Source organism: Sulfurospirillum sp. MES (assembly GCF_000789415.1).
GTDB lineage: Bacteria > Campylobacterota > Campylobacteria > Campylobacterales > Sulfurospirillaceae > Sulfurospirillum > Sulfurospirillum cavolei.
This window is the reverse complement of the sequence record NZ_JSEC01000001.1, coordinates 97,326-108,915: the sequence shown is the minus strand read 5'-3', so window position 1 is coordinate 108,915 and position 11,590 is coordinate 97,326. Positions and strand designations below refer to the sequence as shown.

The following is an 11,590-nucleotide window of genomic DNA, read 5'->3' as shown; positions in this document are numbered from 1 at the left end:
CTTTAAGGTAGTGGTTTAAGGCGAAACAAAACGCCGTTTTTCGTATCTTTAAACAGTACGGAATCGTGATCGACCGCATAAAAAATATCCGCCGAATCGAGTTTAAGGGATTGTTCAAAGCCCGAAGCGGTTTTTTTCAATTTTTCACCGTGGTAAATCGGTTCTTTATTGAGCAGTTCTTGCATCAATTCTGCGTAATGTTCTTGCATAAAAAACTGTCGGTTGAATGCCACTTTATCGAGGCATTTTCCCTCTAAACAGATATACTCTCCCATCATTTCCAGATGAAACAACACGTTACCTGCCGCAAAAATTTGAACGCTCGTATAATGAGGACCTTTGTTCACAAAGCCCGTATCGGAAAGTGCAATCGAAGGGTTTTTGACGGTGATCACGTACGCTTGGGAACTCTCAATCTCTTTTTTCACGGCACAACCGCTTAGGATCAACGCCGTCGCAACAATGATCGTCCACAGCCGTTTCATTGATGACACTCCTTGCACAAACCTTTCAAAACGATACTTTTCACTTCCCCTTCAACCTTGCCCAAATCAACCTCCATACATGTAATTTGATGACAGTGCTCGCAAATAAAATGTGCGTGTGTCGTACCGGAGAGCTCAAAATACCATTTACGATCGTCCGATTCAAACTTATGCACGATGCCCGCTTCTTCAAACAAAGCGATATTGCGATAAAACGTCGCTTTATCCATCGAAGCGTTCATTTTATCTTTGATTTGTTCGTAGCTAAGCGGATGCGACGCCGCTTTCAGCACTTCCAAAATCAAAGAGCGCGCGGTCGTCAATTTGATATTGTGCTCTTTACAAAGCGTTTGTATCTGCTCATTCATCTTCAACTCGCTTACATGTAAAAATTATCTTGAATGGTATCTAATTTTTAATTAGAATTTTTGGAGTGCTTCTTTGGAAGACAATCTTAGCAGAAGAGCTCCAACACCGTTTAGCGCAGAGCGTTAAGTCACGACTAAGTTGCAAAAGACTAAGATTCCACAAATTTATGCAACTTAGTCGCAAAGGATCTCTTATGAAACGTTTTCTATTTCTATTCGTCCTCTTCTTAGGTTCGCTTTTATGCGCCAAACCGACCGTTACGGTTAGCATTGTCCCTCAAAAGTACTTTGTCGAACAAATCGCCAAAGATTTTTTACATGTTAACGTGATGGTCACTCCGGGCTCAAGCCCTCATACTTACGAGCCGAAACCTTCTCAAATGAAAGAGTTGGCACAATCGGACGCTTATTTTAGTATCGGCGACGGTTTTGAAAAAGCATGGCTTCCAAAGTTCAAAAGTAGCAATCCGAAGTTGATGATGGTCGATACGATTAAAGGTATCGAAAAAATTCCGATGGCGGAACATCACCACGAAGACGAAGGCAAAGAACATAAAGGTCATGCGCATCACGAGCAGGGCGAACTCGATCCGCACGTTTGGCTTGATCCGATTTTGGTCAAAACCCAAGCACACACTATCTATGAAGCTTTGGTAACGCTTTATCCCGAACAAAAAGCACTCTTTACTCAAAACTATGAAGCTTTCATGACGTCGCTCGATGCGTTAGACGTTTCCATTCAACAGACCCTTGCCGATGTTAAAAATCGCAAATTTATCGTTTTCCATCCTTCTTTCGGTTATTTTGCCAAACATTACGGCTTAGAGCAAATCCCCGTTGAAGTCAGCGGTAAAGAACCAAAGCCGGCAGAGCTTGCTAAAATTATCGACGAAGCAAAAGAAGAAGGTGCCAAAGTCGTTTTCGTCTCTCCTCAATTTTCTAAAAAAAGTGCCGAAACGATTGCGAAACAGATTAACGGAAAAACTTTAACCATCGATCCTTTGGCGTACGAATGGAAAGAGAATATGCTCAGTGTTGCCAAAATCTTTCAATCAGAACTAAAATGATATAATGCTTTATGCATTACGACATCGAAATCAACAATCTTAGTTTTAACTATGAGGGTACGAACGTATTGGAGGGAATCAACCTCCGATACGCCAAAGAAGAGTTCTTGGCAATCATCGGTCCCAACGGCGGCGGTAAAAGTACGCTTTTAAAATTGATGATCGGCCTTTTGGAACCTTCGTGCGGCGAAGTACTTCTCTTTGGACAAAAACCCTTACATGTAAGTTCTCAAATAGCCTATGTTCCGCAAGATACGATGGCAAACAAGGATTTCCCGATCAGCGTTTTAGACGTTGTTTTAATGGGCAGGCTCTCTCCTAAGAGTACCGGAAGGTATTCTAAAGAAGACAAACAAATCGCACGAAGCATGTTGGCACATGTCGGTATGAGCGATTTTGAAACCCATAAAATCCATGCGCTTTCCGGAGGTCAACGCCAGCGTGTTTTTATTGCACGTGCCCTTGCATGCGAAGCCAAAATCATCTTTTTAGACGAACCGACGGCGAGCATCGATACGGCAGGGCAAATCGCCGTTTTTGAGCTGCTTAAAGAACTCAACCGCACCATCGGCATCGTCTTGATTAGCCATGACGTCAACGTCGCGTTAAATTATGCAACCAAAGTAGCACATGTCAACAAAACGCTCTACATGCACGACGTTCCCAGCGCACACGATTTTAAACTTTTCCAAAACCAAAAAGCCCACGTATGCGACATCGAACTGATTAGCGCGACACGATGCAACCACCTTCATCCAAAGCAAAATCTATGAGCGACATCCTTCACTTCGAATTTATGCAATACGCGCTTTACGCTTCACTGATCGTAAGTTTTATCTGCGGCATTATCGGAACGTTGATCGTCATTAACCGTATGGTGTTTATTGCAGGAGGTATCGCGCACGGCTCTTACGGCGGAATCGGATTGGCACTCTTTTTAGGCATATCGCCGCTTTTAGGCGCTTCGTTGTTTGCGCTGGGTTTAGGCGGCATTATGGCATACCTTACGCATCGAAACAATACGAGACTCGACTCTCTCATCGGCGTTTTATGGGCGTTCGGTATGGCATTCGGCATTATTATGACCGATTTGACGCCTGGGTACAACGTCGATTTAATGAGTTATCTTTTCGGGGCGATTTTATCGGTCTCTTTAGAAGATCTTTACGGTATGGGATCCATTCTGGCACTTGTTTTGGTGTTTGTTCTCGTTTTTTACCGCCAGTTGATCGCGATGAGTTTTGACGCCAAATTTGCAAAACTTCGCGGCGTCAATACCGAACTGCTTTATACTTTGCTGATCTTAATCGTCGCGCTTGGCGTCGTGATGAGTATTCGTGCGGTCGGACTGATCTTGGTCATTGCCCTCTTAACGATTCCGCCTTATATCGCCGAAAAATTTACCGCTTCGATTGCGGGGATGATGACGCTTTCAAGTTTTTTGGCACTGGTATTTTGCGGTATAGGACTTTTGTTGTCGTATCATTTCAATCTAAGTGCCGGTGCTTCCATTATCCTTGTCGCGACAAGTGCTTTTTTGCTTCAATTGCCTTTTAAAAAACGCTAGGTTTACTCCGACGCGTTTGATACCATGCGAATGCATACGAACCGACCTCGGCAATCAGCATTCCCGCAAGAATCAAACCCGCGCCGCATAGTTGAGAAAAGCTCAAAACTTCTGCGGCGAACCAATATCCGAATGCACCCGCACTCACGGGCTCCATCGTAAAAATAATGGCGGTTTTCGCCGCGGTCGTAAAACGTTGCATCGCCGTTTGAACCCAAAATGCAAAAATCGTGGCGAATAGCACCGTGATCATCACCGCTTCGACAAACGTATCGTTAACGTGTGGAGGCGTAATGCTTCCTTCTTTCCACAAACCTCCGATGAGAGAGCATACGGCAACGGTTAAAAATTGAATGCTGACCAAAAGATAAACATTGTTTTTACGTGAAAGATGCCCCGTACACACGATATGCAAAGCAAACATAATGGCACACACGAACGCATAAATTTCACCCCAAGAAAAGCCGATCTCGCTCTTAAGCGTCAAGAGGTAAAGCCCGATTGCGGCGATAACCGCACCGGCAAGCGAAAAAAACGATGCCTTGTGTTTAAATAAAAGATACGATCCAAACGGAACGATAATCACGCTTAATCCCGTAATAAAACCGACCGTAGAAGAGTACGTATACGTTAACGCAAAAGTTTGAAACGCATAGCCTAAAAACATAAAAAGTCCGAGCAGTACGCCGGCTTTGATAACTTCGTAATTCAGGTATTTCCATTGCTTATACGAAATCAATCCCATTAAAAGTGCCGCCGAAAAGAATCGCCAAAATAAAAACGTGTATACCGGCGTTTCGTCTACGGCCGTTTGGACGACGACAAAGGTACTCCCCCATGAAATGGCAACCAACAGTAATAAAAAATCGGCTCCCGCTTCTTTCCATCGATAATGCATTAGACTTTTCCTTAATTACATGTAAAGGCGTTATTGTAGCATAAGCGATAGGAAAAAACGTGCCAAAATCCCGTCAATACTTGCTAAAAGGAAATATTTATTTAAATCTCTCAGAATAACATGCTATAATCCTAACTTAGTAAAATATTTTTATACTCATTTAATATTTTGGAGGTTTTTCTATGCTGCGTCTCCTAAGCTATTCATTCGGAACACTCCTTTTTCTCTCCTCAATCGCCTGTGCGCAAGAGCCCTCCGTCGAACACGGGGCACAACTTTTTAAACAATGCGCAGGATGCCACGGAGCCGACGGTCGCAACAAAGCTTTCGGTAAAAGCGGTATCATCGCGGGACAAAGTGCCGAAGATTTGATGGAAAGTATTAAATTTTACCGTGAAAGCGAATTCAAAGCACACGGTACGTCACTGGTGATGTCAAAACAAACCAAAAATATGAGCCTACAAGATATTAGCGACGTTGCGCATTATATTTCTAAACTACCGAAATAAGACGTAAAGAGAGGCTTTGCTACCGATGAAAAGAACGACTTATTTTTGTTTATTACTGGTATCTTTGGTTATGATTCCCTCCTCGTTATCCGCAAGTACCGTAAAAGGTAAAAATTTTTATGCAAAAATCCTCAAACCCGTATGCGGTTTTAACGGCGACGTTATGGGTAAAAAACATACCGTCAGCGAATGGAAGCAATTCTACGAAAACAATCAACTTTCCCTTGCCATAAAAGTGCTTTGTCCGCAAGCTCCCGATATTACGGAACAAAACGATCTTTTAAACCTCTACCACTTCCTCAGTTCGTTTGCAAGCGATAGCGGTAACGTGCCTTCGTGCAATTAAAAATCTTGGCATAGGGGCTTTATCTTACTTTTATATTCTATTGATACAATTATGGTTTGTGCGAGATATACGTAAAGAAAGGTTTGAATGAGCCAAGCAATTGTGCGTATGGAAAACGTCGATAAATACTACGGCGATTTTCATGTCCTAAAAAATATTAATTTTTCCGTTACCGAAGGTGAAATCGTCGTTATATGCGGTCCAAGCGGTAGCGGTAAATCAACCCTAATTCGTTGCATCAATAAACTCGAAGAGATCGATAGCGGCGATATTTTTGTCGACGGATTTGATCTTTACGATAAAAAAGTAAACATTAACCAAGTACGTGCCGAAACCGGCATGGTTTTTCAACACTTCAATCTTTTTCCCCACTTAACCATTTTAGACAACATCACGATTGCGCAACGTAAAGTGAAAGGTGCTTCAAAACACGAAGCAAATGAATTGTCCCTTAAATTATTGGAACGTGTCGGGCTGGTGCATAAAGCGCACGGGTATCCCAACGAACTGAGCGGCGGGCAGAAGCAAAGAGTTGCCATTGCAAGAACACTGGCTATGAAACCTAAAATCATTCTTTTCGACGAACCGACTTCCGCGCTTGATCCGGAAATGATCGGAGGCGTCTTAGACGTTATGCGAGAATTAGCGCATGAAAATTATACGATTATTTGCGTAACCCACGAAATGGGTTTTGCCAAAGAAGTGAGCGATCGCGTGATTTTTATGGACGAAGGGGTGATTATCGAAGAAGCCAGCCCCGAAGCATTTTTTGCCAACCCGAAAACCGAACGTGCTCAAAAATTTTTACAAGAAGTGCTTACCCATTAATCATTAAAAAATCTATTCTTTAAGGAGAGTGTCAATGAAAAAAATTCTTGCCGCATTACTCGTAATGCTCGGACTTAATGCCATGGCTGACGATATCAACCTTTGGCAAAAATCAACCCTCAACTCCATCTTGCAAAAAGGTGAATTAACCGTCGGATTAGAGCCCGGTTATATGCCTTTCGAGATGAAAGATAAACAAGGCAATATTATCGGTTTTGACGTCGATTTGGCAAACGAAATGGCAAAAGCGATGGGTGTTAAACTCAAGCTGGTTCCAACAGCATGGGACGGTATTATTGCGGGATTGCTTACGGGTAAATACGACATTATTATGTCCGGTATGACGATTACGCAAGAGAGAAACCTCAAAATCAATTTTGCAAACCCTTATATTAGTGTCGGACAAACGCTTCTTGCTACCAAAAAGCATGCGGGCAAAAAATGGAGCGACTTGGATAAACCCGAATACACTATCGTGACGAAAATCGGCGTAACCGGCGAAATCGCAACACGTAAAATGTTCAAAAAAGCCAAAATCAGAACGTTCGAAACCGAAGCGGATGCCGCACAAGAAGTTCTTAACGGCAATGCCGACGCTTTAGTATACGACAAGCCGTATAACGCTATCTTCTTTGCCGAAAAAGGTGCAGGCAAACTCGTGCATATGGATGAAGAACTCACGTACGAACCTCTTGGTTTTGCCATTCGCAAAGGTGATCCGGATTTCTTAAACTGGCTTAACAACTTCCTAAACCAAACACAACACGACGGTACGTATCAAAAAATTTACGATCGTTGGTTTAACGACTCTTCATGGCAAAAAAAGGTAATGTAACCAGTGGCAAAAGAGAAACAACCACTTTTACACAATAAAACATTCGGCCACGTCGTGGCCGTTATGTTTTACGTCACACTAGGCTATCTCCTTTTTACGGCTGCTTCCAATATGAACTATATTTGGAAATGGACCAGCGTTCCCAAATATTTTGCTTACGAACAAACCGATACGATTGCTTCACCGATAGACGGTACGGTACGTTTGAGCAACAATACGATCATCGTTCAAGGTACGAGCGATAGTAAAGAAGTCATTATCGAACCAGGATTTTCGTCAAAAGTCCAAGAAGGCGATCATATCTACGAAAACGACGTTATTGCATCTAAAACCTACTTAAAAGCCGGACCGCTGATCGAAGGTTTGATCGTAACGTTGGAGGTTTCGGCATTAGCCGCAATCCTTGCATTTGCCATCGGTGCGCTTTTAGCGTTTATGAGAATTTCCCATTTACAGTTTCTAAAAGATATCGCTACGGTTTACATCGCGATTATTCGCGGAACGCCTCTACTCGTACAAATTTTTATTTTTTATTTTATTATTGCGACAATCTTTGAATTGGAACGCTTTTTAGCGGGAGCCGTTTCACTCGGTCTTTTCTTCGGTGCTTATATCGCAGAAGTATTGCGAGGAGCGATTCAATCGATCGATAAAGGTCAATACGAAGCCGCTAAATCGCTCGGTATGAACTACACGCAAACAATGATTTATATCATTATGCCCCAAGCATTGAAACGTGCTTTGCCTACGTTGGTAGGAGAGATGATAGCACTTGTCAAAGACTCTTCGTTGGTTTCGGTTATCTCCATTACCGATTTGACCAAAGTCGGACGCGAAATCGTTGCCAATACTTTTTCGCCGTTTGAAACATGGCTAATCGTTGCGGCGGTTTATTTTACGATCACATTTACGTTAACGGCACTCGGACACAAAATCGAATCTCGAATGAAAAAACAAGGCGGTATGTAAGCTTTCCCGGCTTTCATACCCGTATTGTTTATACGCTATACGCCTCCAACTCTTGGTTTAAATCTTCCAAAATCTCTTTTTCCCGTTGGGAAATATAATTTAAAATCTTTTTGCTCATAATGCGATCGGGAAAAATTCGCATACAGTAACGAAACGAGCCTTGATAATCGATAATATTGACGATTTCACCTTGCAGTTCAATCGTTTTATCTCCGTCAATTGCGATTGTAGCACTGTTAAGCTCAAACGTTACGCTTACCTTTGCGCCGACATAAATGCCGTTATTTTCGTTGCTAACGACACCCAGACCGTTAATTGAAAGATCGTATAGCCGTCCCGACGTTGGTAGGCTATGGGAAGGACGTAAATAGACTTTCGCCAAAATATCGGGATGAACGCGCACAAATTCTCTTTGAATAGCCGGCATGTTTAAAAGGTAGGTAAAATTACTGAGCACAATCGTATTGGTTTGAAAATTACTCTCGATAATATCGGCTTTGAGGTGTTTACTCAACCACTCATTTTTGACGATAAACGCTTGCGCTTCAAGTTTCATCGCTATTTCTTGCAGTCGATCGATCTTAAACGTAACGTTTTCGTCTTCTATGTCTATAATTTCCGCTTCCGAGCTGATAGGCACGCCTTTATAGAGATTTAAAAACGTGATTTTTTGCTTTTCCCCTCGCATACGTTGAAACACGTCAATCAGAGTGTTACTCGGCGTGAATATACTCTCTTGACTAAAGCCCGTATCAAACGACGCGTCGCAGGGTTGACATGTCGTGCTCTCAAGAAGACCGCTTGGCAGGGCATCGACAAAACGGTTGACGTATCCGATCAAAATCCCAAGTTGCGGACACTTGACATGCCGCTCGCTTAATTCGCCGTATTTTTCAAGAAGAAACAAAAAACTCCTTGCAGCGACATAATGCAATTCACGACTACCGCAACGTAAATGCTCCAAAAGTTCTTGCGGAACTTCGTTTTCGCATTGGAGCAAGCTTCGATACGTCGCCAAAGCAACCTTTTTTGCTTCGAGAGGTGAGACCTTTGTATCGCTATCGGTATAAAGACACGCGAAATAATCGCAAAAAACCGTTTCTAACTCCTGATCAAACGGAGCGAGGTTAATAAGAAAAAGTTCTTTTTCGTCTTGAGAAATACTCTTTTTTTCCATGAAAATGTTCCTCTTACGGTAAATTTAGTGGAGCTATCATTCGGTATCGACGAGACGGGAAATATCTAAAACGACGCTGGTTCCTTCCTCTTTTTTGGAAAAAATACGCAAAGGAATTTTACATTCATCGCAATATGCTTTGACAAGACTCAATCCTATGCCGTACCCTTCTTTGCTCGTATCGGCTTGGTAATAGCGATCAAAAGCCAAGAAAAGTTCTGCTTCGCTCATCCCGATTCCCTGATCCCGAATCGTTAAGATTCCGGCATCAAATACGATAGAGATCGGACGATTATTTCTGTTATATTTAACGGCATTATGCAATAGATTCGAAACGACTTTGCCTAATCCGTGTTTATCCGCATAAAGTTGTACATGTACGTTTTGCGTTTGAATAACAACGTCTTGCGCCATCTCTTTTTGCTTTTCAATAATGCGATTGAGCAAATCTTCCAAGATAAAATGTTCTTTTACCACTTCTTGTATCTCTTTTTTGATGTAATAATCCACTTCTTTGTAAAGCACGTATAAATCGTCGCTTGCCAATGCAATCCGCTCCAAACGCTTTTGCTTTTTCGGATCGTTTTCGTTTTCTCTAATCATTTGCAAATTTGCTTTAATCACCGAAAGAGGAATATTGAGCTCGTGTAACGTATCTTTGAGCAAAATATCCAAAAAACGATTGGTTTTCAAAAGCGTCGAGAGACAATACGTCACGGTTACATAGCCGACGATGCTTGCAAAGAGTAGACTAAGCACAAATATCCACATCCATGAATCGATCCACAAACACAGGATAAAGGTAAAGCTCATCGAAATAAATAAGCTGATGCTCAAACTTATCGCCGTTTTGATGAGAAATTTTCGATCGTTACTTCTCAAAACGATACCCGATTCCTCTGATATTGGAAATGCTCTCTTTACCGAAGATTTTTTTGAGATTGTTGACGTAAACGCGAATCGACCCCTCGTTCATCTCTTCGCTACTGCTCCACAATCGCTCATGAATCATCTCTTTGGTGACTACATAGCCTCGTTCTTTTACCAACAGATACAACAACTCAAAGTCTTTGAGATGCACATCCAACTCTTCGTCGTCGAAAAAAAGACGCTTACGCGCTAAATTGAGCTTATAGTGTTCATCGATAACGAGCCAATCGTCTACAATCCCTTTTGCACGCGTTAAGATGGCGCGAATGCGTAACAAAAGTTCACCCAAATCAAAAGGCTTTTTAATATAATCGTCGCCTCCCAAAGTAAACCCCTGCGTTAAGCTCTCTTGATCGTTTAAAGAAGTGACGAAAATCGCGGGCGTTCTGTCTCCCGAAGCCCTCAGCTCTCGTAAAAAATCAAATCCGTTCATTTCGGGAACCTTCACGTCCAAAAGATACAGATCGAACTTCTCTTCGTAACAACGTTTCAGTGCTTCTTTGCCGTTTTGAACCAACACACAGGTGTAATCGTTTTCGCTCAAAAAATCTTCTAGCGTATTGAGCAAAAGCGCATTATCCTCTAAGATTAAAAGTTTATACGACATGTTGAATACTCCATGCCAATGTTTCGTTTGCAAACATTGGAACAACGTTACCGTAACCGTGTGTTACCTTCATAGGAGTTTTTTCTAAAACAACCTCTTTATGAAGGGCTTTATAGCCGTAAATGGTTTGTGCATTGTTACTTACAAACGCTTGTAACGAAGCTAATGCGTTATGTTTGTCAAAGAGTTCCGTGAGCACTTGCAAAGCGATGGGTGCGGTAAAAACACCTGCCGCACATCCGCAACACTCTTTCTTGTGAATCGGATGCGGTGCCGAATCGCTTCCGAACATCACTTTAGGATGCGCCGCGAGACTGACATGTAAAAGGGCTTCTCGATCTTCGTAACGTTTGGCGATCGGCTTGCAAAAAAGATGCGGTTGAAGCATTCCTCCGGCAACGTCGTCCAGCGTAATCAACAAATGATGCAACGTTACCGTGGCATACAAATTTTCATAGCGATCAAGAAGGGCTACGCTCTCTTGGGTAGTGATATGTTCCATAACGATCTTGAGCTTTGGAAACGCTTCGGCAAGACTTTCGTAAATCGAAGCAAACTCTTTTTCTCGATCCATCACAAAACCGTTCGTTTCTCCGTGAACGCATAAGACGAGTCCCAAGTCGCTCATTGCTTCTAAAACGGGACGCAGTAGCTCGATGTCCATACTCGCCACGCCGCCTTCAGAATTGGTCGTAATGCCGGATGGATAAAGTTTTAAAGCCTTCACATGTAAAGCGGCTTTTTCTAAAAACTCCCGCGTATAATCGCTACGAAAAAAAAGCGTCATTAAAGGCTCAAAATGATTTTGTCCGATTGCGCGTACGATACGTTCCTTGTAAGCAAGAACCGCTTCAATCGTCGTAATCGGAGGAACAAGATTTGGCATGACGATTGCTCCGGCAAAACCGTAAGCACTTAAAGGTGCTACAAGATTAAGCATTTCTTCGTCGCGTAAATGCAGATGCATATCCAAAGGAGAAATCAGCGTATGGGTCATCGAAAAG

General features: G+C 42.5%; 15 protein-coding genes. 8 read left to right on the top strand and 7 right to left on the bottom strand.

The window, feature by feature from the left end; genetic code table 11:
• Positions 1 to 2 precede the first annotated feature (2 nt).
• Positions 3 to 485 (bottom strand): hypothetical protein, encoded by a 483-nt coding sequence (locus OA34_RS00585; RefSeq protein ID WP_039671891.1) that lies wholly within the window; start codon positions 483 to 485, stop codon positions 3 to 5.
• Positions 482 to 853 (bottom strand): Fur family transcriptional regulator, encoded by a 372-nt coding sequence (locus OA34_RS00580; protein ID WP_039671890.1) that lies wholly within the window; start codon positions 851 to 853, stop codon positions 482 to 484. The genes OA34_RS00585 and OA34_RS00580 overlap by 4 nt, the downstream gene beginning before the upstream one ends.
• Positions 854 to 1,047: 194 nt before the next feature.
• Here OA34_RS00580 and OA34_RS00575 point away from each other — a divergent pair, with 194 nt between their 5' ends.
• Genes OA34_RS00575 through OA34_RS00565 form a run of 3 tightly spaced genes read left to right on the top strand, consistent with a single transcriptional unit; the run spans position 1,048 to position 3,487 of the window.
• The gene (locus tag OA34_RS00575; RefSeq protein ID WP_039671889.1) at positions 1,048 to 1,920 is read left to right on the top strand and encodes a metal ABC transporter solute-binding protein, Zn/Mn family; all 873 of its coding nucleotides are present in this window, start codon (positions 1,048 to 1,050) and stop codon (positions 1,918 to 1,920) included.
• 11 nt (positions 1,921 to 1,931) lie between these two features.
• Positions 1,932 to 2,693, top strand: a complete 762-nt coding sequence (locus tag OA34_RS00570; protein ID WP_039671888.1) for a metal ABC transporter ATP-binding protein — start codon at positions 1,932 to 1,934, stop codon at positions 2,691 to 2,693.
• Positions 2,690 to 3,487 carry a metal ABC transporter permease gene (locus tag OA34_RS00565; protein ID WP_039671887.1) on the top strand — a complete coding sequence of 266 codons (798 nt, stop codon included), beginning with the start codon at positions 2,690 to 2,692 and terminating at the stop codon, positions 3,485 to 3,487. The genes OA34_RS00570 and OA34_RS00565 overlap by 4 nt, the downstream gene beginning before the upstream one ends.
• On the opposite strand, the gene OA34_RS00560 is transcribed toward OA34_RS00565, so the two are convergent.
• Positions 3,474 to 4,385, bottom strand: a complete 912-nt coding sequence (locus tag OA34_RS00560; RefSeq protein WP_039671886.1) for a DMT family transporter — start codon at positions 4,383 to 4,385, stop codon at positions 3,474 to 3,476. The two genes, OA34_RS00565 and OA34_RS00560, sit on opposite strands and share 14 nt — an antisense overlap.
• Positions 4,386 to 4,567: 182 nt before the next feature.
• Between OA34_RS00560 and OA34_RS00555 the strand changes: the two genes are divergently transcribed.
• The 5 genes from OA34_RS00555 (at position 4,568) to OA34_RS00535 (ending at position 7,872) form a co-directional block, all read left to right on the top strand.
• Entirely contained in the window at positions 4,568 to 4,894 is a 327-nt protein-coding gene (locus OA34_RS00555) for a c-type cytochrome (RefSeq protein ID WP_254376887.1), read from the top strand.
• 25 nt (positions 4,895 to 4,919) lie between these two features.
• Positions 4,920 to 5,240, top strand: a complete 321-nt coding sequence (locus OA34_RS00550) for a hypothetical protein (RefSeq protein WP_039671885.1) — start codon at positions 4,920 to 4,922, stop codon at positions 5,238 to 5,240.
• Positions 5,241 to 5,339: 99 nt separating this feature from the next.
• Positions 5,340 to 6,068 (top strand): amino acid ABC transporter ATP-binding protein, encoded by a 729-nt coding sequence (locus OA34_RS00545; protein WP_148639718.1) that lies wholly within the window; start codon positions 5,340 to 5,342, stop codon positions 6,066 to 6,068.
• Positions 6,069 to 6,102: 34 nt separating this feature from the next.
• Positions 6,103 to 6,903: a transporter substrate-binding domain-containing protein gene (locus OA34_RS00540; RefSeq protein WP_039671883.1), complete on the top strand. Its 801-nt coding sequence runs from the start codon at positions 6,103 to 6,105 to the stop codon at positions 6,901 to 6,903.
• A 3-nt stretch (positions 6,904 to 6,906) separates the two neighbouring features.
• Positions 6,907 to 7,872 (top strand): amino acid ABC transporter permease, encoded by a 966-nt coding sequence (locus tag OA34_RS00535; RefSeq protein WP_039671882.1) that lies wholly within the window; start codon positions 6,907 to 6,909, stop codon positions 7,870 to 7,872.
• A gap of 28 nt (positions 7,873 to 7,900) precedes the next feature.
• Here OA34_RS00535 and OA34_RS00530 read toward each other — a convergent pair whose 3' ends face one another.
• From OA34_RS00530 to pyrC, 4 genes are read right to left on the bottom strand one after another with little or no spacing between them, the layout of a single operon-like run.
• The gene (locus OA34_RS00530; RefSeq protein ID WP_039671881.1) at positions 7,901 to 9,049 is read right to left on the bottom strand and encodes a PilZ domain-containing protein; all 1,149 of its coding nucleotides are present in this window, start codon (positions 9,047 to 9,049) and stop codon (positions 7,901 to 7,903) included.
• Between the two features lie 36 nt (positions 9,050 to 9,085).
• Positions 9,086 to 9,886, bottom strand: a complete 801-nt coding sequence (locus OA34_RS00525) for a sensor histidine kinase (RefSeq protein WP_286682777.1) — start codon at positions 9,884 to 9,886, stop codon at positions 9,086 to 9,088.
• 34 nt (positions 9,887 to 9,920) lie between these two features.
• A complete protein-coding gene (locus OA34_RS00520) occupies positions 9,921 to 10,586 on the bottom strand; it encodes a response regulator transcription factor (RefSeq protein WP_039671879.1) in 666 nt (221 codons plus the stop codon).
• The gene (pyrC, locus tag OA34_RS00515; protein WP_039671878.1) at positions 10,576 to 11,583 is read right to left on the bottom strand and encodes a dihydroorotase; all 1,008 of its coding nucleotides are present in this window, start codon (positions 11,581 to 11,583) and stop codon (positions 10,576 to 10,578) included. The genes OA34_RS00520 and pyrC overlap by 11 nt, the downstream gene beginning before the upstream one ends.
• Positions 11,584 to 11,590 lie beyond the last annotated feature (7 nt).

Excerpts from the sequence above, each read along its gene's own strand:
- OA34_RS00585 (WP_039671891.1), bottom strand. The coding sequence starts at position 485 with ATGAAACGGCTGTGGACGATCATTGTTGCGACGGCGTTGATCCTAAGC.
- OA34_RS00580 (WP_039671890.1), bottom strand. The coding sequence starts at position 853 with ATGAATGAGCAGATACAAACGCTTTGTAAAGAGCACAATATCAAATTG.
- OA34_RS00575 (WP_039671889.1), top strand. The coding sequence starts at position 1,048 with ATGAAACGTTTTCTATTTCTATTCGTCCTCTTCTTAGGTTCGCTTTTA.
- OA34_RS00570 (WP_039671888.1), top strand. The coding sequence starts at position 1,932 with ATGCATTACGACATCGAAATCAACAATCTTAGTTTTAACTATGAGGGT.
- OA34_RS00565 (WP_039671887.1), top strand. The coding sequence starts at position 2,690 with ATGAGCGACATCCTTCACTTCGAATTTATGCAATACGCGCTTTACGCT.
- OA34_RS00560 (WP_039671886.1), bottom strand. The coding sequence starts at position 4,385 with ATGCATTATCGATGGAAAGAAGCGGGAGCCGATTTTTTATTACTGTTG.
- OA34_RS00555 (WP_254376887.1), top strand. The coding sequence starts at position 4,568 with ATGCTGCGTCTCCTAAGCTATTCATTCGGAACACTCCTTTTTCTCTCC.
- OA34_RS00550 (WP_039671885.1), top strand. The coding sequence starts at position 4,920 with ATGAAAAGAACGACTTATTTTTGTTTATTACTGGTATCTTTGGTTATG.
- OA34_RS00540 (WP_039671883.1), top strand. The coding sequence starts at position 6,103 with ATGAAAAAAATTCTTGCCGCATTACTCGTAATGCTCGGACTTAATGCC.
- OA34_RS00530 (WP_039671881.1), bottom strand. The coding sequence starts at position 9,049 with ATGGAAAAAAAGAGTATTTCTCAAGACGAAAAAGAACTTTTTCTTATT.
- OA34_RS00520 (WP_039671879.1), bottom strand. The coding sequence starts at position 10,586 with ATGTCGTATAAACTTTTAATCTTAGAGGATAATGCGCTTTTGCTCAAT.
- pyrC (WP_039671878.1), bottom strand. The coding sequence starts at position 11,583 with ATGACCCATACGCTGATTTCTCCTTTGGATATGCATCTGCATTTACGC.